At 64.2% G+C, this 17697-nt stretch carries 18 protein-coding genes; 7 read left to right on the top strand and 11 right to left on the bottom strand.

Features of this window, described 5'->3' with window-relative positions; translation table 11 throughout:
• Positions 1-86 precede the first annotated feature (86 nt).
• From IC66_RS0105605 to IC66_RS0105595, 3 genes are all read right to left on the bottom strand, one after another.
• Complete coding sequence (locus tag IC66_RS0105605) at positions 87-1106, bottom strand: S1C family serine protease (protein WP_028143126.1); 1020 nt, start codon at positions 1104-1106, stop codon at positions 87-89.
• A 92-nt stretch (positions 1107-1198) separates the two neighbouring features.
• Entirely contained in the window at positions 1199-1645 is a 447-nt protein-coding gene (locus tag IC66_RS0105600) for a hypothetical protein (RefSeq protein ID WP_038946952.1), read from the bottom strand.
• Between the two features lie 7 nt (positions 1646-1652).
• Positions 1653-3251 (bottom strand): GMC family oxidoreductase, encoded by a 1599-nt coding sequence (locus tag IC66_RS0105595; protein WP_038946951.1) that lies wholly within the window; start codon positions 3249-3251, stop codon positions 1653-1655.
• 200 nt (positions 3252-3451) lie between these two features.
• On the opposite strand from IC66_RS0105595, the gene IC66_RS0105590 reads away from it, so the two are divergent.
• A complete protein-coding gene (locus IC66_RS0105590; RefSeq protein ID WP_038946950.1) occupies positions 3452-4240 on the top strand; it encodes a thermonuclease family protein in 789 nt (262 codons plus the stop codon).
• A 219-nt stretch (positions 4241-4459) separates the two neighbouring features.
• Here IC66_RS0105590 and cyoD read toward each other — a convergent pair whose 3' ends face one another.
• From cyoD to IC66_RS0105570, 4 genes are read right to left on the bottom strand one after another with little or no spacing between them, the layout of a single operon-like run.
• On the bottom strand, positions 4460-4846 hold the full coding sequence (cyoD, locus tag IC66_RS0105585; RefSeq protein WP_018322693.1) for a cytochrome o ubiquinol oxidase subunit IV: 387 nt from the start codon (positions 4844-4846) through the stop codon (positions 4460-4462).
• Positions 4843-5484, bottom strand: coding sequence for a cytochrome (ubi)quinol oxidase subunit III (locus IC66_RS0105580; protein ID WP_038946948.1), 642 nt, complete (start codon positions 5482-5484; stop codon positions 4843-4845). Before IC66_RS0105580 ends, cyoD begins: the two co-directional genes overlap by 4 nt.
• Positions 5484-7484 carry a cytochrome o ubiquinol oxidase subunit I gene (gene cyoB, locus IC66_RS0105575; RefSeq protein WP_038946947.1) on the bottom strand — a complete coding sequence of 667 codons (2001 nt, stop codon included), beginning with the start codon at positions 7482-7484 and terminating at the stop codon, positions 5484-5486. Before cyoB ends, IC66_RS0105580 begins: the two co-directional genes overlap by 1 nt.
• Positions 7474-8307 carry a ubiquinol oxidase subunit II gene (locus IC66_RS0105570; protein WP_028143133.1) on the bottom strand — a complete coding sequence of 278 codons (834 nt, stop codon included), beginning with the start codon at positions 8305-8307 and terminating at the stop codon, positions 7474-7476. Before IC66_RS0105570 ends, cyoB begins: the two co-directional genes overlap by 11 nt.
• 248 nt (positions 8308-8555) lie before the next feature.
• On the opposite strand from IC66_RS0105570, the gene IC66_RS0105565 reads away from it, so the two are divergent.
• On the top strand, positions 8556-9356 hold the full coding sequence (locus IC66_RS0105565; protein ID WP_038946946.1) for an SDR family NAD(P)-dependent oxidoreductase: 801 nt from the start codon (positions 8556-8558) through the stop codon (positions 9354-9356).
• 44 nt (positions 9357-9400) lie between these two features.
• Here the strand turns inward: IC66_RS0105565 and IC66_RS0105560 are convergent, their stop codons facing one another.
• Complete coding sequence (locus IC66_RS0105560; RefSeq protein WP_038946945.1) at positions 9401-10735, bottom strand: PQQ-dependent sugar dehydrogenase; 1335 nt, start codon at positions 10733-10735, stop codon at positions 9401-9403.
• Positions 10736-10945: 210 nt separating this feature from the next.
• On the opposite strand from IC66_RS0105560, the gene IC66_RS0105555 reads away from it, so the two are divergent.
• From IC66_RS0105555 to IC66_RS0105545, 3 genes are all read left to right on the top strand, one after another.
• On the top strand, positions 10946-12148 hold the full coding sequence (locus tag IC66_RS0105555) for a urate hydroxylase PuuD (RefSeq protein ID WP_038946944.1): 1203 nt from the start codon (positions 10946-10948) through the stop codon (positions 12146-12148).
• Between the two features lie 143 nt (positions 12149-12291).
• Complete coding sequence (locus IC66_RS0105550; RefSeq protein ID WP_038946941.1) at positions 12292-13149, top strand: VOC family protein; 858 nt, start codon at positions 12292-12294, stop codon at positions 13147-13149.
• Between the two features lie 77 nt (positions 13150-13226).
• Positions 13227-13502: a hypothetical protein gene (locus IC66_RS0105545; protein WP_038946940.1), complete on the top strand. Its 276-nt coding sequence runs from the start codon at positions 13227-13229 to the stop codon at positions 13500-13502.
• Between the two features lie 6 nt (positions 13503-13508).
• Here the strand turns inward: IC66_RS0105545 and IC66_RS0105540 are convergent, their stop codons facing one another.
• A complete protein-coding gene (locus IC66_RS0105540; RefSeq protein WP_038946939.1) occupies positions 13509-14543 on the bottom strand; it encodes a L,D-transpeptidase family protein in 1035 nt (344 codons plus the stop codon).
• A 184-nt stretch (positions 14544-14727) separates the two neighbouring features.
• Between IC66_RS0105540 and IC66_RS0105535 the strand changes: the two genes are divergently transcribed.
• Positions 14728-15687 carry a lytic transglycosylase domain-containing protein gene (locus IC66_RS0105535; RefSeq protein ID WP_038946938.1) on the top strand — a complete coding sequence of 320 codons (960 nt, stop codon included), beginning with the start codon at positions 14728-14730 and terminating at the stop codon, positions 15685-15687.
• A 48-nt stretch (positions 15688-15735) separates the two neighbouring features.
• Here IC66_RS0105535 and IC66_RS0105530 read toward each other — a convergent pair whose 3' ends face one another.
• On the bottom strand, positions 15736-16860 hold the full coding sequence (locus IC66_RS0105530; RefSeq protein ID WP_038946937.1) for a DUF1236 domain-containing protein: 1125 nt from the start codon (positions 16858-16860) through the stop codon (positions 15736-15738).
• Between the two features lie 106 nt (positions 16861-16966).
• On the opposite strand from IC66_RS0105530, the gene IC66_RS0105525 reads away from it, so the two are divergent.
• Complete coding sequence (locus tag IC66_RS0105525) at positions 16967-17428, top strand: NUDIX domain-containing protein (RefSeq protein ID WP_028143141.1); 462 nt, start codon at positions 16967-16969, stop codon at positions 17426-17428.
• A 21-nt stretch (positions 17429-17449) separates the two neighbouring features.
• Here the strand turns inward: IC66_RS0105525 and IC66_RS0105520 are convergent.
• A partial coding sequence (locus tag IC66_RS0105520; RefSeq protein ID WP_038946936.1) for a tripartite tricarboxylate transporter substrate-binding protein occupies positions 17450-17697 on the bottom strand: 248 nt, incomplete at its 5' end.

Raw genomic sequence — 17697 nt, 5'->3', positions numbered from 1 at the left:
GTCGTAGGTCTCATGCGCCGGCATCATGCGGCGGGGTTCCGGGGACGAGGCATGACACCGTCATACCTCGCCCGGAGGGGCCGACGCTAGCGCTGCGGCTTACGCTCGATCGGATCGATGTCGATCGCCCGCAGGCGGCCGAGCCGCAGCACGTCCAAGGCGAGGCGCCGGCCGATCCGGTCGCGATCGAGCACGCGGATCAGATCGTCGACGCCGTTGATCTCGACGCCGTCGAGCCTGATCACGACGTCGCCGGGCAACAGTCCCGCCTTCGCCGCCGGACCGTCCGGCTCGATCTGCGCGAGCAGCGCGCCCATCTTGTTTTCGATGCCGGCCAGCACCGCATGCCGCCGCGGCACCGGCGCGGTCTGTCCGGCGACGCCGATATAGGCGCGGCGGACATAGCCGTGGCGGATGATCTCCGACAGCACGAATTGCGCGGTATTGCTGGCAACCGCGAAGCAGATGCCTTGCGCGCCGTTGATGATGGCGGTGTTGATGCCGATCACCTCGGCATTCGACGACAGCAGCGGGCCGCCGGAATTGCCGGGGTTGAGCGCGGCATCGGTCTGGATCACGTCCTCGATGGTGCGGCCGCTGACCGAGCGGATCGAGCGGCCGAGCGCCGAGACCACGCCGGCAGTCACGGTCGATTCGAAGCCGAGCGGATTGCCGATCGCGATCACGAGCTGCCCGCGGCGCAAGGTCTTGGAGTTGCCGAGCGCGGCATAGGGTAAGTCGCGCACGCCATTGGCGCGCAGCAACGCGAGGTCGGTGTCGGGATCGACGCCGAGCACCTGGGCCTCGCCGACATGGCCCTCGACGTCGCGCAGCCGGATCTCCTTCGACGTGCCGACCACGTGGCTGTTGGTGAGGACGAGGCCATCAGGTGAGATCACGATGCCCGAGCCGAGTCCGCCGCGCTCACGGCCGTTCGGCACTTTTGGCCCGGTCTCGACACGCACGACCGCGGGGCCGACCCGGTCGGTCACATCGATCACGGCATTGGAATAGGCGTCCAGCAACGCCCGGTCATCGGCCGGCGCAGATGCCGTCGTTCGCGATGACGCGGCGTCATCGACGATATCTGAGGTGAAATCCAGCATGGCAAGAGTCCTTGAAGGCTCACACAGATGGTGGCCTGTGCCCGGCCGCGCAAGGTGCCAGCCGGGCGCGCAGGGCTGGACTGCCCAGATGGCTAGGGCGCCCGCCTGAGCGTACCGGCCCTCGCCTTCACCGGGTCGAGCAGCGACCAGTCCCCATCCGGAAGCACATGGCCCTTCGGGAATGGCGCCCGCAGTTCGATCCCCAGCGAACCCAGCACGCGGTCGTCGCGGTAGTAGCATTGCAGCACGACACGGACGAGCGTCGCGGCGGCGACGCCGCCGTGTTTGCGAAACTCCTGCGCCACCGCATCGCGCCTGGCGGCATCGAGCTCGGCGAGCGGCGCTCCTGCCAGCCGCGCCAGATCATCCAGCGCGGCCGCGACCAATTTGGTATCGCGGCCAAGCGTTGCGAGCATATCTGCCTGGATCGCGGGATCGTCGGCGCCGGGCACCTTGTACTCGTCGCTGGCGGGAACGATCATCGCGGCGATGCTGCGGAGGTCGTCGCGTTGGGTGCGCGTGAGATTGTCTGCGGACATGGCGGCCTTAATCAAACAAATTGGCGAGGCGCTGCTTCATCTGGTCGGCGATGTAGAGCGCGAGGGCTTGGATGGTGGAGGTCGGGTTCACGCCGCCTGACGTGACAAAAATGCTGCCGTCGACGATGAAGAGATTCTTGACGTCGTGCGTGCGGCCCCATTCATTGACCACGGAGCTCTTGGGATCGGTCCCCATCCGCGCGGTGCCGAGCAGGTGCCAACCGCCCCAGGGGATCGGCGAGTTGATGCAGATATCGGTGGCGCCCGCGGTCTCCAAAACCTCCCGGCCACGCGCCAGCGCATGTTCCATCATCTTCCGGCTGTTCTCGCTGATGGTGTAGTCGATCTTCGGCGCGGGAATGCCGTGGCTGTCTTTCAGGACGGGATCGAGCGTGACGCGATTATGCTCCTCCGGCAGATCCTCACAGATCGCGGAAAATCCGAGCCGGTGGCCGTTGAGCTTGCGGAAGACGCGGTGATGATCCTCGCCCCAGGGCAGAATGCCCTTTTGCTCGCTGACGACAGCCTCAAACACCGGTCCGGCCCCGCGCACGAACTGAACGCCATAGCCGCGCACGAAGCCGCGCGAGGGGTCCGTGTCGTACCACTCCTTGCTCCACAGGCAGGTCGGCGGCGCGCGGTTGCTATCGGTCGGCTCCTTCACATAGCCGTAGATCTGCGCGTAGGGATGGAACATCAAATTCTTGCCGACGAGGCCCGACGAATTGGCAAGGCCGTTCGGAAAGCGCGAGGACGCCGAATTCAGCAATAGCCGTGGCGTGCCGACGCCGTTGCAGGCGATGATGACGACATGCGCGGGCTGGAACTGCTCGACGCCGTCCTTGTCGTAATAGACCACGCCCGAAGCCATACCGTTCTCGTCGGTGGTGATCTCGCGCACCCGGCAATGGGTGCGCAGCTCGACGCCGGCGCGGATCGCCTGTGGCCAATAGGTGATGTCTGTGGAGGACTTTGCGCCTTGCGCGCAGGCCGGCGTGCAGTGGCCGAGATTGATGCAGCGCGCGCGGCCCTCGTAATCCATCGTCGCGACCGTTGTATCCGACGGCCACCAGTGCCAGCCGAGCTTGTTCATGGCCTTGCCGATGATGGCGCCGGACAATCCGAGCGGCTGTTGCGGCATCGGCGGATGCGTCAGCGGCGAGAGCGGATCGCCTGACAAGCCCGACGTGCCCATGATCCGGTCGTTCTCCTCGAAGAACGGGGTCAGCGTGTCGTAGTCGATCGGCCAGTCGTCTGCGACGCCGTCCAGCGTCCGCACCTTGAAATCGGAGGGATGCAGCCGCGGCCAGTGCGCGGTGTACATCACCGTGGAGCCGCCGACCGCATTGTAGTTCACGACCTTGATCGGCGAATTGTCGTCGTTGATCGGATAGTCCTCGGGCCGGCCGCGGATATTCGGGCTCGACGACCACTCGCCGTAGAACTTGGCTTCCCAGTCGCGGCCGGTGCTGGGATATTCCGCCGGGTTCATCCAGCCGCCCTGCTCCAGGCAGAGAATGTGCATCTTGGTCTCGGCCAGCGACCACGCCACCGCCGCGCCCGAAGCGCCGGCGCCGATGATCAGCACGTCCACGGGGTCTTTCATCGCAACCTTTTCCTCCCGCCCTCGCCGCTTCCCGGGCGATTCGGCCTGCACGGTCCGCAAGGCCCGCGAACGATAGGGTCAGAGCGGGCGGGGAGTAAAGCCGCGGGGCCGGAATGTCGCACTTCGCAGGGTGCAGACCATTGGTATCGCCACATCCGGATGCTAGGAACAGGCGCACGAGCAATCGATAGCGAGACCGTATGTCCTTCCGAAATGTCTTTGCCGCCGCCCGCGCCTTTGCGCTCGTTTTGTTTTTCGCCTTGTCCGGAGTCCTGGCGTCTTCCGAGCCGGCTTCCGCGCTGACCGCCGCCGCGACAGTCCGCGACGGCAACTCCATCCAGCTTGGCGACGTTACCTACCGGCTCGACGGCGTCGACGCGCCCGAGCTCGACCAGGTCTGCATCGACGACCACGCCGATCCCTGGACCTGCGGCATCGAGGCTCGCGACCAGCTGGCGAAGCTGATCAACAAGCGCTCCGTGCGCTGTGACGATGTCGGGCCGGAGAAGAGTTTTGGCAAACGGCACCGGGCGATCTGCACGGCCGAGGGCGACAAGGCCAGCTTGAACGAACAGCTGGTCAAGCTCGGCTTTGCGGTTGCGCGGGAGCCGATCAAGGCGAACGTCAAGCCGGCCGTGGCCGAGGCCAAGTCAGCCGCCGCCGGGATCTGGAAGGGCTGTTTTGTTGCACCGCAAGACTTCCGCGCGGGCAAGAAGGACGGCGCACTGCTGGGCGCCGCCTGCCGCCCGGACCGCGACAAGGAAATTCGGGCCGTGCTGTTCCCGGAGGAGCTGACGATGCCACCGAGTTGCAGCATCAAGGGAAAGCTCGCGGTGCGCGCACGCGTCACCGGCAATATCGGCATCTATCATTTGCGGGGTTGCCCGAGCTACCCGGCGACCACCAAGCCGGACCGCTGGTTCTGCTCGGAGGACGACGCCCAGGCGGCCGGCTTCCGCAAGGCCTATAACTGCCGTCGGCCGAAGTGAATAATTCCCTCACGCATCCGTGAGTAGTAGTCCGGGACCGTATTGATCCGGAATTGAACTCCTTTGCGAGTTGCTGCACTCATAAAGGTAACGCAAGCGCTTGCGCGAGCGTTTCCTTGGCAGCAATCCGGCTCCGGCCCGATTGCCCTGCTCGGGCGTTTCCTCCCTAGACTTGGGCCGCTTGTCACAACAAGCGGCTCTTCTTTTTTGGGCGGTCTTTCACTGCATCCGCATGATCTGGTCCATCGGCGGCATGTTGGCGTTCAGATGCGCCATGATCCAGACCGTGCCGCCCACCACCAGGAAGACCACCAGCAGGCCGAAGGCCAGCGCCAGCACGTTGTTGGTGTTGTCGGGACCGGTCGTGATGTGCAGGAAGAACACCAGATGGACCCCCATCTGCGCGATCGCCAGCACGATCAACGCAACCGGGATGGAGGGCTGCCAGACCAGATCGGTGCCGGCGATGAAGAACGACGTCGCCGTGAGCAGCAGCGCCAGGACAAGGCCGACGACGTAGCCGAGAATACGGGTGCCGACACTGTGTTGCTCTTCCTCGCCCGGCGCGAGGTCGTGGTCGCTCCGCGCGTGGCTCTGATCGCTCATGCGGCACTCCCAAGCAAATAGACGACGGAGAACACCCCGACCCAGACGATGTCGAGCGCGTGCCAGAACAGCGCAAAGCACATCATCCGGCGCAGGACGTCGGCGCGAAAGCCTTTCGCAAACACCTGGGCCATCATGGTGAGGAGCCACAGCACGCCGGCCGAGACATGCAGGCCGTGGCAGCCGACCAGCGAGAAAAACGCGGTCAGGAACGCGCTGCGCGACGGGCCATAGCCGCGCGCGACGAGGTCGGCGAATTCGCGGAATTCGATCGTCAGGAATATGAGTCCCAACAGACAAGTCACGCCCATGCCGAGATAGAACCAGAACCGGTTGCGCACATCGGCGGCAATGCTGGCCATGCCGCAGGTAAAACTCGACAACAGCAGGCAGACCGTCTCGATCGCGACATTCCTCTGCTCGAAGATCTCAGAGCCCTTCGGGCCGCCGGCCGTCTGCCCAGACAGCACCGCATAGGCCGCGAAGAAGCAGGAGAACATCACGATGTCGGACAGCAGGAAGACCCAGAAGCCGTAGGCGGTCACGATCCGCTTCGAAGCGGGTCCGGGATGCTCGATGACGAGCCCGATGTGATGGGGATCGGCATGCGCATGGCCGGCGGTCGCGGTCATCGCCATCAGACCGGCCCCGCCATGCTGACGAGGCTGCGTCGTTCCTCGAGATTGATGCGGTCAATCGCGGCGACCTCCTGCGCGGGAATGACGTATTCGTCGTGGTCGCGCCAGGCGAACACGACGAAGGTCGCGAACGCGCCGATCCCGCCCAGGATCACCATCCACCAGATATGCCAGATCAGCGCAAAGCCCATGATGGTGGCGAAGAACGCGCAGACGAAGCCGGTCGGGGAATTCCGGGGCATCTCGATGTCCTGGTATTCCGGCCTGTCGCGTTCGAGCGATTGCTGCTGGGCATGGACTTTCATGTCCCAATAGGCGTCCTCGCCGCGCACGTCGGGATTGAAGGCGAAGTTGAACACCGGCGGTGGCGACGAGGTCGCCCATTCCAGCGAACGGCCGTCCCAGGGATCGCCGGTGCGGTCGCGCAGCGCCTCGCGGTTGCGGATGCTGACCACGAGTTGCACGATCTGGCAGATCACCCCGATCGTCAGCACGGCCATGCCAATTGCTGCAACGATCATCCAGGGCCGCCACGCCGCGACGTCGTAATGCTGCATGCGCCGGGTCATGCCGAGCATGCCGGCAATGTAGAGCGGGATGAAAGTGATGAAGAAGCCGAGGAAGGTGAACCAGAACGCCAGCTTGCCCCAGCGTTCGTCGAGACGAAAACCAAACGCCTTCGGAAACCAGTATTCGAAGCCGGCAAAGGCGCCGAACAGCACGCCGCCGATGATGACGTTGTGGAAATGCGCCACCAGGAACATGCTGTTGTGAAGCATGAAGTCGGCCGGCGGCACCGCGAGCAGGACGCCCGTCAATCCGCCGACGATGAAGGTCACCATGAAGCCGACCGCCCACAGCATCGGCGTCGCGAAGCGGATGCGGCCGCCATACATCGTGAACAGCCAATTGTAGATCTTCACGCCCGTCGGCACCGCGATGATCATGCTGGCGATGCCGAAGATGGCATTGACGTCCGGCCCCGCGCCCATCGTGAAGAAATGATGCAGCCAGACCATGAAGGAAATGACGCAGATCGCCATGGTCGCAAGCACCATCGAGCGATAGCCGAACAGCCCCTTGCCGGAGAAGGTCGAGACCACCTCGGAGAAGATGCCGAAGGCCGGCAGCACGAGGATGTAGACCTCCGGATGTCCCCAGGCCCAGATCAGGTTCATGAACATCATGATGTTGCCGCCGGCCTCGTTGGTGAAGAAGTGGAAGCCGAGGTAGCGGTCGAGCAGCAGCATCGCGAGCGTGGCGGTAAGGATCGGAAAAGCTGCAACGATGAGGAGGTTCGAGGCCAGCGTGGTCCAGCAGAACATCGGCATGCGCAGGTAATTCATGCCCTTGGTGCGTAGCTTCAGCACCGTGGTGACGAGGTTGATGCCGGCCACCAGCGTGCCGACGCCGGATATCTGCAGCGACCAGGCGTAATAGTCGACGCCGACGCCCGGCGAATAGGACAGCTCCGACAGCGGCGGAAAGGCGAGCCACCCGGTGCGCGCGAACTCGCCGACCACGAGCGAGAGATTGACCAGCAGCGCACCGGTCGCGGTCAGCCAGAACCCGACCGAGTTGAGCGTCGGGAAAGCGACGTCGCGCACGCCGAGCTGCAGCGGCACGATCAGGTTCATCAGCCCGATCACGAACGGCATCGCCACGAAGAAGATCATGATGGTGCCGTGCGCCGAGAAGATCTGGTTGTAGTGCTCCGGCGGCAGATAGCCCTGCGACTGGTAGGCGACGGCCTGCTGGATCCGCATCATGATGGCGTCGCTGCCACCGCGCAGCAGCATCACCGAGGCCAGCAGGATGTACATCACGCCGATGCGCTTGTGATCGACGCTGGTGATCCATTCGCTCCAGAGATAGGGCAGATGCCCCTTCGCCACGACCCAGATCAGCACGCCCAGGATCGCGACCAGCACCACTGCGCCCGCGACCAGCGGGATGGGCTGATCGAACGGAATGGCCGACCAATCGAGCTTACCGAGCATCGTGGCCTCCACTGTGCGGACGGCCTGCATCGGAGAGCAGTTCCGGCCCCGGTCCCGGCGGAATGTGCTGGGTTGCGATCAGATCGAACAGCCGGGGATCGTCGAGACGGTAGGTCGGCCTGCCCTTCTCGACGCCCTGCTGCATCAGCTTCTTGTAGCTGTCCTCATTCAGCACGGCATCGGTCTTCGCCGTGGTCGCCACCCATTCCGGAAAGGCGAGCGGCGAGACCACGTTGACGTCGAACATCATGTCGGGAAAGCCGTCGCCGGAGAAATGCGCGGACAACCCCTGCAGCTTGCCTTCGTTGTCGGCGCGCAGGTTCAGCTTCGTCACCATGCCGTTCATGGTGTAGATCATGCTGCCGAGCTGCGGGATGAAGAACGTGTTCATCACGCTCGACGACGTCAGCTGAAAGTTCAGCTCGGCGCCGGCCGGCACCGTCAGCGTGTTGACGGTGGCGATGCGCTGGTCCGGATAGATGAACAGCCATTTCCAGTCGAGCGAGACCGCTTGAATGCGCACCGGGCTTCCAGTCCCCGGCACCGGTGCTGCGGGATCGAGTTGATGCGAGCCGATCCAGGCGACGCCGCCGAGCAGGATGACGGTGAGCGCAGGGATCGCCCACACCACCATCTCGACGCGGCCGGAATAGACGAAGTCAGGCTGGTAGCGCGCTTTTGGATTCGAGGCGCGAAACCAGAACGCAAAACCGAGAATCGCGAAAATGGTCGGCACCACGATCACGAGCATGATGAAGACGGAATCGACCAGAATCGTGCTGTTAGCCGCAGCCACGGGCCCTTGTGGGTCGAGCAGATTCATCGGCAAGCCACTGGCGGTTGGGAAGCCCCAAGACAGAGCCTAGCGCGGGAAAGGCTCCGCAACAAACGCGGCGACCTCAGAACGGTTCCTGAACCGCGAGGGCCAGCCATGCGCGTTGGGCCGGCGCAACATGCAAATCCATGCGATGTCAATGACATGAACGCAAAAGCCGCGCCCTTCTCTCCGGTCGGGGCGATTGCTAATCTGCACGAAAATAATGGGAAGTCCGGATCAGGGAGTGAACCGAGATGCGCTTGAAGGACAAGGTCGCCATCGTCGTCGGGGCCGGACAGAGCCCCGGCGAAGGCATGGGCAATGGCCGCGCCACCGCGCTGACCTTCGCGCGCGAGGGCGCAAAGGTCTTGTGCGTCGATCATCATTTGGAATCGGCTCAGGAAACGGTGGCGATGATCACCGCGAAGCATGGCACCGCCGCGGCCTTCAAGGCCGACGTCACGAAGTCGGCCGACATCAAGGCGATGGTTAAGGACGCGCAGTCGCGCTGGGGGCGGATCGACGTGCTGCACAACAATGTCGGCGTCAGCCTGTCCGGCGGCGATGCCGAGCTGCTGCAATTGACCGAGGAAGCGTTCGACCGCGTCGTCGCCATCAATCTGAAGAGCTGCATTCTGGCGGCGAAAGAGGTGATCCCGATCATGCGCGCGCAGGGCAGCGGCGCCATCATCAACATCTCCTCGATGGCGGCGATCACGAATTATCCCTATGTCGCCTACAAGGCGACGAAGTCGGCGATGATCGCCTTCACCGAACAGCTCGCCTACCAGAACGCCGAATTCGGCATCCGCGCCAACGTCATCCTGCCCGGCCTGATGAACACACCGATGGCCGTCGACACCCGCGCCCGTGAATGGCACAAGACCCGCGCCGAGGTCGAAGCCGAACGCGACGGCAAGGTGCCGCTGCGTCGGAAGATGGGCACCGGATGGGATGTCGCCAACGCCGCGCTGTTTCTGGCGTCGGATGAGGCGAACTTCATTACGGGCGTGACGCTGCCGGTGGATGGTGGAGCCAGCGTGAGACGGGGGTAGGTCAGGCGAGCGCCTTTCTTACCCTCTCCTGGAGGGGTGCACCGTCACTGCGGCGCGTGCGTCACCCGCCAGATCGTGCCGTTGCCGTCCTCCGACACCAGCAGCGATCCATCCTTCGCCACGGCTACTCCCACCGGCCTGCCCCACACCTCCGTGTCGCTCACGACAAAACCCGTGACGAAATCCTCGTACTCACCCGTCGGCTTGCCGTCCTTGATCCGGATGCGGATCACCTTGTAGCCGGTGCGCTTCGACCGGTTCCAGGAGCCATGCTCGGCCGCGAAGGCGTCGCTCTGATACTCGGGCGGAAACTGCGTGCCCTGATAGAAGGCCATGCCGAGCGAGGCCGAGTGCGGCTGCACCAGCACGTCGGGGACCGTCACCTTGTCCTTGATGTCCGGCCGCGCACCGGCATGGCGCGGGTCCTCGTTGGCGCCGATATAGAACCAGGGCCAGCCGTAGAATGCGCCTTCCTTCACGCTGGTCACATAGTCGGGGACGAGATCGTCACCGAGGCCGTCCCGCTCGTTGGTCGAGCACCAGGGCAGACCGGTTTGCGGCTGAATTGCGAGACCAACGCAATTGCGGATGCCGGTGGCGTAGATCTTCCGCTCCTTGCCATCGGGATTGAAAGCCAGCACCGCCGCGCGTTCGGTCTCACTTGCCCAGGCCGCGCCGAGCGGTTGCGTTTTCGACCACGCCTCCATCCCGCCCGGCGGCGTGCCCAAACCTTCCGCAACGTTGCTGAGCGAGCCGACGGAGACCAGCATGCGCTTGTTGTCAGGCGTGAAGACGATGTCGCGGGTGGAATGGCCGCCGTCATGCGGCAGGCTCGGCACGATCGTCTCGGCCTTGCCCCGCGCCTTGAGATCGCCGGCCTGATAGGGAAAGCGGACGACGCTGTCGGTGTTGGCGACATAGACCCATTGCGGATTGTCACCGTTCGGGAAGAAGGCGATGCCGAATGGCTGCCTCAGTCCGCTGGCGAACACTTCATTGGTCGCGATCTTGTTGCCGTCCCCGGCACGAAGCACGCGAATGGTGCCGGCCCGCGTCTCCGCGACAAAGACGTCGCCGTTCGGCGCCACCCGCACGATGCGCGGCGCGCGCAGGCCTTCGGCAAACAGCTCGATCTTGAACCCCGCCGGCACCTGAAGCGCAGCCTCGGCCGGGCGCGGCACCACGCGTGACGAGCTCGCAACCGAGCGCGTGGCGCCGGGCCTGACGAGATCCTGCGGCCGGATCAGCCTGACCGTGCCTGGCTTGTCGGCTTGCCAAGCACCATAAGCGTCCCTGCCCTGCAACACCGGCTCGGCCTGCGCACCGGTAGCAATCAGTAGCCCCGCGGATATCGCGACGGACAAAATTCTGCTCTTCAAATTGTCCTCCCGGCCTGCAATCTCTCGAACATCGATACCACCGCGACACGTCGAAGCTCTGCCGCATCCCACGTCACCTGATGCCCGCACGATGTGCATCAGCTGCGCCCATCGTACTGGAAAACACCGCGGATAGGTGCGACACATTGTAAGGGCGGGGGTTGCGGTCATCAAAGCTGCGGCATCGCTGTCGCAATTGACGGGATGATCATGTGGGGATCCATCATATCGGAATGGGCGAGCCTGCTGCTGCGCTGGCTCCACGTGGTGGCGGCGATCGCCTGGATCGGCAGTTCCTTCTATTTCATCGCCCTCGACCTCAGCCTCAGGCCCAAGGGCAACCGAACGAGTGACCTGCCCGACGGCGTCCAGGGCGAAGCCTGGCAGGTCCATGGCGGCGGCTTCTACCGGATCATGAAATATCTGGTCGCCCCCTCCCAGATGCCGGACGAGCTCACCTGGTTCAAATGGGAGGCCTACACCACCTGGCTGTCCGGCTTCGCGCTGATGGTGGTGGTATATTATCTCGAGGCCGATCTGTTCCTGATCGACAAATCGATCCTCTACCTCACGCCGTTCCAGGCCGGCCTGTTCAGCCTTGCGAGCCTGGCACTGGCGTGGCTGCTCTATGAAGCCGCCTGCCGTACCGGCCTTGCCCAGCGCGAGCTGCCCTTCGCCATCGGCGGCTATCTGTTCCTGGTCGCACTGACCTATGCCTTCACCCATGTGCTGAGCGGCCGTGGCGCCTTCAACCAGATCGGCGCCATCATCGGTACCATCATGGTCGCCAACGTCTTCGCGCTGATCATCCCGAACCAGAAGAAGATCGTGGCCAGCCTGATCGCGGGACAGGTGCCGGATCCAAGGCTCGGCAAAGCCAGCAAGGAGCGCTCGGTCCACAACAACTACCTGACGCTGCCCGTGGTCGTGCTGATGATCAGCAACCACTATCCCCTGCTCTACGCCACGCGCTTCAACTGGATCATCGTCGCGATCATCCTGGCGCTGGGCCCCGTGATCCGCCACTTCTTCAACGAGCGCCACGCGGGGCGGAAATCGCCATGGTGGGTGTGGGGCGTCGCAGCAATCGGCGTGATTGCGATCCTCTTCCTCTCCGCCGCAGGACCGCGCGAGGTCAAGTCGGGCGCACTGCCGACACAGCCGACCCTTGCCGCGGTCGAGGAGATCGTGATGTCCCGTTGCAGCATGTGCCATGCCGCCGAGCCGGTCTGGGCCGGCATCGTGACCGCGCCGAAGGGCATCCTGCTCGATGCGCCCGAGCACATCCATCGCAACATCCGCCTGATCGGCCGGGTCGCGGCCTGGTCCAGCGCGATGCCACCGGGCAACATCACCGAGATGACCAGCCAGGAACGTGCGATCCTTGCCGCCTATCTCGAGCAGGCTCGCTGATGCTGCCGTGCGTCGACAGATCCGCGGAATGAAATTCCGCATCTCCTACTGAATTGAAAATGACTTGACCGCCTATCCGGCGTAGACAGGACCAGCGGCCGCCGACGCGGCCCAAAGTCATTTGCATGCGCGGGGAAAGAACAGTGGCCCTCAAGAACATAATCGGTATCGACCACGCCGTGGTCATGGTTCAGGACCTCGACAAGGCTGCCGAGAACTACCGCCAGCTCGGCTTCACCGTGTCGCCGCGCGGCACCCACAGCGCGCATATGGGCACCGGCAATTACACCATCATGTTCGACCCCGATTATATGGAGCTGCTCGGCGTGCTCGTCGCGACCGAGCACAATGTGCCGGCGCGCGCCTTCCTCGACAAGCGCGGCGAAGGCATCGAGCGTATCGCCTTCACCGCGGTCGATTCCGCTGAAGGCGCGGAGGAGATCCGCGCACGCGGCCTGACGCCGATCGGCCCGACCGATTTCGAGCGGCCGGTAACCTTGCCCAACGGCACGGTCTCGACGGCCAAATTCCGCACTTTCATGTGGCCGACAGCGGAAGCGCCCGGCGGGGTACGCATCTTCGCCTGCCAGCACAAGACGCGTGACACGGTTTGGATTCCCGAGTTGATGAAGCACGCCAATGCGGCGAAGCGGATCAGGCAGACGCTGATCGCAACGCCGGAGCCGGCAAAGGACGCCGCGCATCTCGGCAGGCTGATCGACCGCGAACCGACCGCCGAGGCCGACGGCGCGGTCACGGTGCCCTCCGGCGGCGATCGGGCCGACTTCGTCTATCTGACGCTGGACCAGCTCGCCAAACGCTATCCCGGCGTGCCGCTCGCGGGCCTTTCCGACCGCGGCGGCGCTGCGCTGGTGCTCGTCAGCGGCGATCTGGCCGCGACCGAGAAGGCGCTGGGGTCCGCCGCCGTGCGCAGCGGGGCTGCGCTCTGTGTGCCGCCGGCCAAGGCCAACGGCACCCTGCTCGCCTTCATTGCCGCCTGATTTGAACTAATTCTTTAACGCGTGTTTACCCGGCGGCTCTAGGATTCCCTGCAATCCAAGCCACCGGGACCCGACGCATGTTCAAAGAGGGATCGCCGATCGCCTATGACGCCCCGGCCGAATTGAAGAAGTGGCCGTCGCTGAAGGGCGAGAGGCAGAAGGACCGAGGTCCGCCCTATCTCGTCTACAACGGCACGCTCGCCGACTGCGTCCGCGAGCTCATGGGCAAGCCGATCAAGGGCATCTCGCTCTACGACATCATGACGAAGCCGCAAGCGGCCTTCGAGCAGACCGTGCTGTCGCCGGGCGATGCCGCCGAGATGGCGATGCGCAAGGATTTCCCCAAGGACTAGCAAGAACTAATTCGCGGCGCGCCTGCCGGGCGTCTTGTCCTTCTGCTTCGAGGAAGATTCCGTCGGCGCATCGAGGAAGACGACGGGCGTACCACGCTTGGTGTTGTCGCCGAGCGTGCGGGCGTCCCAATTGGTCAGCCTGACGCAGCCGTGGGACGCCGACTTGCCGACCCTGTCGGGCTCCGCCGTCCCGTGGATGCCATAGCCCTGCGCCGACAGCCCGATCCAGTACGATCCCACCGGATTGTTCGGGCCTGGCTTGATGTCGAACGGCTCCCTGGATTTTACGCTCTTGAACTTGTACTCGGGATTGTAGTGGTAGGTCGGCTTCTCGTTGGTGCTTGTGACCTTGAGTGTGCCACTCGGCGTCGGACGATCCGGGCTACCGATTGAAGCCGGGTAGAACGCGAGCAGAGCACCACTCCCGTCGAACGCTTTGAGCATCCCCTGTTTCTTGTCGACCTCGAGCCGTGCAATGCGAGGCAGCTCTTTTCGCGCGGAAACATTCGCAACGACGATCGTCTCGCCGGCCTTGCCAAAGGATTTTCCCGGATTGAGCACCTTGAGCAGATCCGCGCTCATGTGGAATTTCTCGGCGAGCCCCTCGAGCGCGCTGGTGTAGCTCAGCGCCTTCAGCGACCTCATCTGCTCGAGCCTGGCCGGCAGCTCCTTCAGGAAAGGTCCTTTTACATCGGCCTCGTCGATCTTGTAGTCGACGACAATGGCTCCCTCGCTCGCTGCCGTCAGCTTGTCCCAGAGTTCGGGCGCAATTCCCTTCTCGGATGCGATACCGTTCTGCTCGGCAAATGCCTTCAGCGCCTTCTGCGCGTTCTCGCCGAGCTTGCCGTCGATCTCGCCGGGCGAGAATTGCGCACGATCGAGCAGGACCTGAAGCTTCAGCACCGATGCGTTGAGCTTGTCGGTGGCCGGCTGTTTTGCGGGCCGCGCGGCATCATTCACCGCTTTTGTATCGAGATTGCCCGCGAGCACCGGGCAGATGAGCCACAGCGACATCACCGCGCCAAGCATCCATCGCATCATGATCGCTCGTCCAATTCGAAAAATAGAGGTCCGCGAAACCGCGGGAAGTTTCTGTTTGGGAACACCGTAGTAACACCGAAGGAACCGACGAGACCGCAGCTTTGCCGCAATCGGACGGTTAATAACTTCTTATCGCCGGCGCACCGCTGGCCGTTCATCCCACAGTTCGAGGTTGTCTCCGCAAATGCGATTTGTCATCGCGGCTTGCGCCGCGTTCTTGATTCTGATGTGCGACCTCGATCCGTCGGCGTCCCGGCAAACATCAACTTTCGACCGCGCCGTTATTCAAAACAATCGGGCCTCCCCACTTGTTCCGGTGGTCGAACTCTTCCTCGCAAGTGTGCAGGCCATCGAGCTCGCCAACGCGCGTGCCGCCTATGAGCAGGTGATCGAGCCGCCCCGCGCGGACGAGCCAGCCCTACAGGCGCCGGTTTCCCCGACCGAGCGATTTTGCCACGCGCTTCGCGAGGCCGCCGAGGCCAGCGGCATTCCCGTGCCATTCTTTGCCCGCCTGCTCTGGCAGGAGAGCCGCTTCAAGTCCAACGAGGTGAGCCAGGCCGGCGCCCAGGGCGTGGCGCAGTTCATGCCTGGGACGGCCGCCGAAGTCGGGCTCGACGATCCCTTCGATCCCATGAAGGCGCTGCCCGCATCGGCAAAATTCCTGCGCAAGCTTCGCGACGATTTCGGCAATCTCGGACTCGCCGCGGCTGCGTATAATGCCGGTCCCGGCCGCGTTCAGAAGTGGCTCGCCAAGGAGAGCGAGCTGCCCCGTGAGACGCGCGACTATGTCCGCATCATCACCGGCACCAAGGCTGAGGACTGGACCGAGCGGTCGGAGGCGCTCGCGATCAGGATCGACCTGCCGCGCGAGGCGCCGTGCGAAGGCATCGGCAGCCTCTCCAAGGCCAAGGATGTCGCCTGGGTCCCGGTGAACCTGACACCCTCGGTCGCGACCATCATTCGCAAGGCCGAACAGCTTGCGGCGCGCCTGTCGACAAACCGCGCGCGCAAGCGGTTCGTATCCCTGCTCCACAAAAGCGCCTCGGCCCGTGGCAAGGCGAGGAGCATGATTGCAGCCCGCGCGGCGAAGGGCACCAAGGCTCGCGCCATCCGTATCGCGGCGCGCGAACGTTCGGCGATCTGACGCACAAATCGAGAAGCCGCCCGATGGGCGGCTTCCGACTGCGATGAACTAATCGATCTCCTCGATCACGCGTCGTTCGCGAGGCTCGATGACATAAGTCCGGGTATCGCGATGGATGTAGCGGTACTCCCGCAGGTCGGGCGCATCACGGTAGACCGTGCTCGGAAATTCCTCGACCTCGACGCTATCAGGGACGCGATCGCCGACATGGATCTCGGTGCGTGCGGTGCTTCCGGTGGTCTGCCGTTCGCTCCGGCCCTCGGGACGAGCTTTCGCATGCTTGCGGATCGCATCGCGATCGCGGTCAGAGAACTTGCTGGCGCTGCGCTCGCGGGTGGTCGACGTCGTCGTTGCCGTGGATTTCCCCGAATACGGCAGCACCGTCACGATCTTGTAGGTCGCCGGATCCACCACGACGATCTCATCCTTCACCAGCGCGAAGCTGTAGCCGCGATATTGCGGCACGATCTCGACGACATCAGGCGGAAGGGTCGAGAGGTGCACATCGCGCGGCACCACCGTGCCGACATTCAGCGAGAAATTGACGCTGGTCAGCGGCCGGACGTTCAGATGCGAGATCGAGGCGCTGATCTTCGTCTCCTGCTGGCGGTTCAGATTGACGTTGGTCTGCGCAGCCGCCTGAGAGTTGGTCCCAGACCGCTGGCCCTGCGCCTGATTGCCGGTTGGCGCCGTCGGTGCCTGCTGAGCCTGGTTGGTCCCGGATGCAGCGGGCGCCTGCGCTTGATTGCTATTGGCCGGCGGCGGATTGGACCGATCCTGCGCCTGGTTCGTGTTTGCCGGCGGCGGGTTGGCGCCCTGCTGGGTCGCGGGCTGGTTGCCGGTCGTGTTCGAGCTTGCCGTGCCGCTCTGCGGCCGCGAGGTGTCCGTGCTGTTCGCAGCATTGGACGTGCTCGATCCGGAATTGGCAGCCCCGGAGGACGGCGCGGTGCTCTGCGTCGTCTGTGCCGAGGTTCCTGTCGACGGTGATTGCTGCGGCTGCGATGCGGTCTGCGGCGTGCCGGTCGCGCCGGATGGCGAGGTCGTCGCTGGCGCCGTGGAACTTGATTGGGATTGCGGCGTCTGCTCAGACTTCGTGGTCGTGCTTGGCGATTGCGCGAAGGCGGCGTTCGCCAGCACCAGCCCTAATGCGGTGGTTGCCAACAGGCGGATCATGGTTCACTCCCTTTTATCAAACGAACGTTGGCTACTAACCTGCGCTAAAACGGCCGGTTCCACTTTTTCCCGAGACAAAGCGGACCGCTTCTGCACGGAACCTGCGATGCCATCGAAGAGTGCCGGGATCATCGCCTATCGCAAACGCCGGGCGATCGAGATCCTTCTCGTTCATCCCGGCGGGCCGTTCTGGCGCAACAAGGATCTCGGCGCCTGGTCGATCCCCAAGGGCGAGTATGCGGACGAAGAAGATGCGGAGACCGCCGCGCGACGGGAATTTGCCGAGGAGCTGGGATTCGAGCTGTCCGTGCCGCTGATCGCGCTTGGCGAGGTCAAGCAGCGCGGCGGCAAGCTCGTCACCGCGTTCGCCGCCGAGCTCGATATCGACGTGCACAGCATCCACAGCAACACGTTCGAGATGGAATGGCCGCCGCGCAGCAGCAAACGGCAAGTCTTCCCGGAGGTCGACCGTGCCGAATGGTTCACGCTCGAAGAGGCGCGGGAGAAGATCAACGCAGGACAACGCCCGCTGCTCGATCGGCTGGCGCAGCTGGCCGGCGGTGAATAGCGATGGAAGCAGGTGCGCTCCCTACTCCGCCTTGATGTCCGCGGCAGCGACGACCTCGGCGAGCTCCTTGGTCTCCTTCGCGATCTTCGCGGCGTACTCGGCCGGGGTCAGCACGCTGACCACGCCCTGCGAACCGAGCTTGTCCGCGACCGCCGGATCCTTCGCGGCCGCGGCGATCTCCCGGTGCAGCGTCTCCAGGATCGGCGCCGGCGTCGACTTCGGCATGAAGAAGCCGACCCAGAACGAGATGTCGAAGCCGGGGAAGCCGG

Origin of the sequence: Bradyrhizobium genomosp. III (assembly GCF_000261705.1) — a bacterium.
GTDB classification, from domain to species: domain Bacteria; phylum Pseudomonadota; class Alphaproteobacteria; order Rhizobiales; family Xanthobacteraceae; genus Bradyrhizobium; species Bradyrhizobium ottawaense.
Note: the sequence above shows the minus strand (reverse complement) of the source record. Positions and strands in the feature narration are given on the sequence as shown.

Coding starts and splice junctions, on each gene's coding strand:
- IC66_RS0105605 (WP_028143126.1), bottom strand. CDS start 1,106: ATGCTGGATTTCACCTCAGATATCGTCGATGACGCCGCGTCATCGCGA.
- IC66_RS0105600 (WP_038946952.1), bottom strand. CDS start 1,645: ATGTCCGCAGACAATCTCACGCGCACCCAACGCGACGACCTCCGCAGC.
- IC66_RS0105595 (WP_038946951.1), bottom strand. CDS start 3,251: ATGAAAGACCCCGTGGACGTGCTGATCATCGGCGCCGGCGCTTCGGGC.
- IC66_RS0105590 (WP_038946950.1), top strand. CDS start 3,452: ATGTCCTTCCGAAATGTCTTTGCCGCCGCCCGCGCCTTTGCGCTCGTT.
- cyoD (WP_018322693.1), bottom strand. CDS start 4,846: ATGAGCGATCAGAGCCACGCGCGGAGCGACCACGACCTCGCGCCGGGC.
- IC66_RS0105580 (WP_038946948.1), bottom strand. CDS start 5,484: ATGGCGATGACCGCGACCGCCGGCCATGCGCATGCCGATCCCCATCAC.
- cyoB (WP_038946947.1), bottom strand. CDS start 7,484: ATGCTCGGTAAGCTCGATTGGTCGGCCATTCCGTTCGATCAGCCCATC.
- IC66_RS0105570 (WP_028143133.1), bottom strand. CDS start 8,307: ATGAATCTGCTCGACCCACAAGGGCCCGTGGCTGCGGCTAACAGCACG.
- IC66_RS0105565 (WP_038946946.1), top strand. CDS start 8,556: ATGCGCTTGAAGGACAAGGTCGCCATCGTCGTCGGGGCCGGACAGAGC.
- IC66_RS0105555 (WP_038946944.1), top strand. CDS start 10,946: ATGTGGGGATCCATCATATCGGAATGGGCGAGCCTGCTGCTGCGCTGG.
- IC66_RS0105545 (WP_038946940.1), top strand. CDS start 13,227: ATGTTCAAAGAGGGATCGCCGATCGCCTATGACGCCCCGGCCGAATTG.
- IC66_RS0105540 (WP_038946939.1), bottom strand. CDS start 14,543: ATGATGCGATGGATGCTTGGCGCGGTGATGTCGCTGTGGCTCATCTGC.
- IC66_RS0105535 (WP_038946938.1), top strand. CDS start 14,728: ATGCGATTTGTCATCGCGGCTTGCGCCGCGTTCTTGATTCTGATGTGC.
- IC66_RS0105530 (WP_038946937.1), bottom strand. CDS start 16,860: ATGATCCGCCTGTTGGCAACCACCGCATTAGGGCTGGTGCTGGCGAAC.
- IC66_RS0105525 (WP_028143141.1), top strand. CDS start 16,967: ATGCCATCGAAGAGTGCCGGGATCATCGCCTATCGCAAACGCCGGGCG.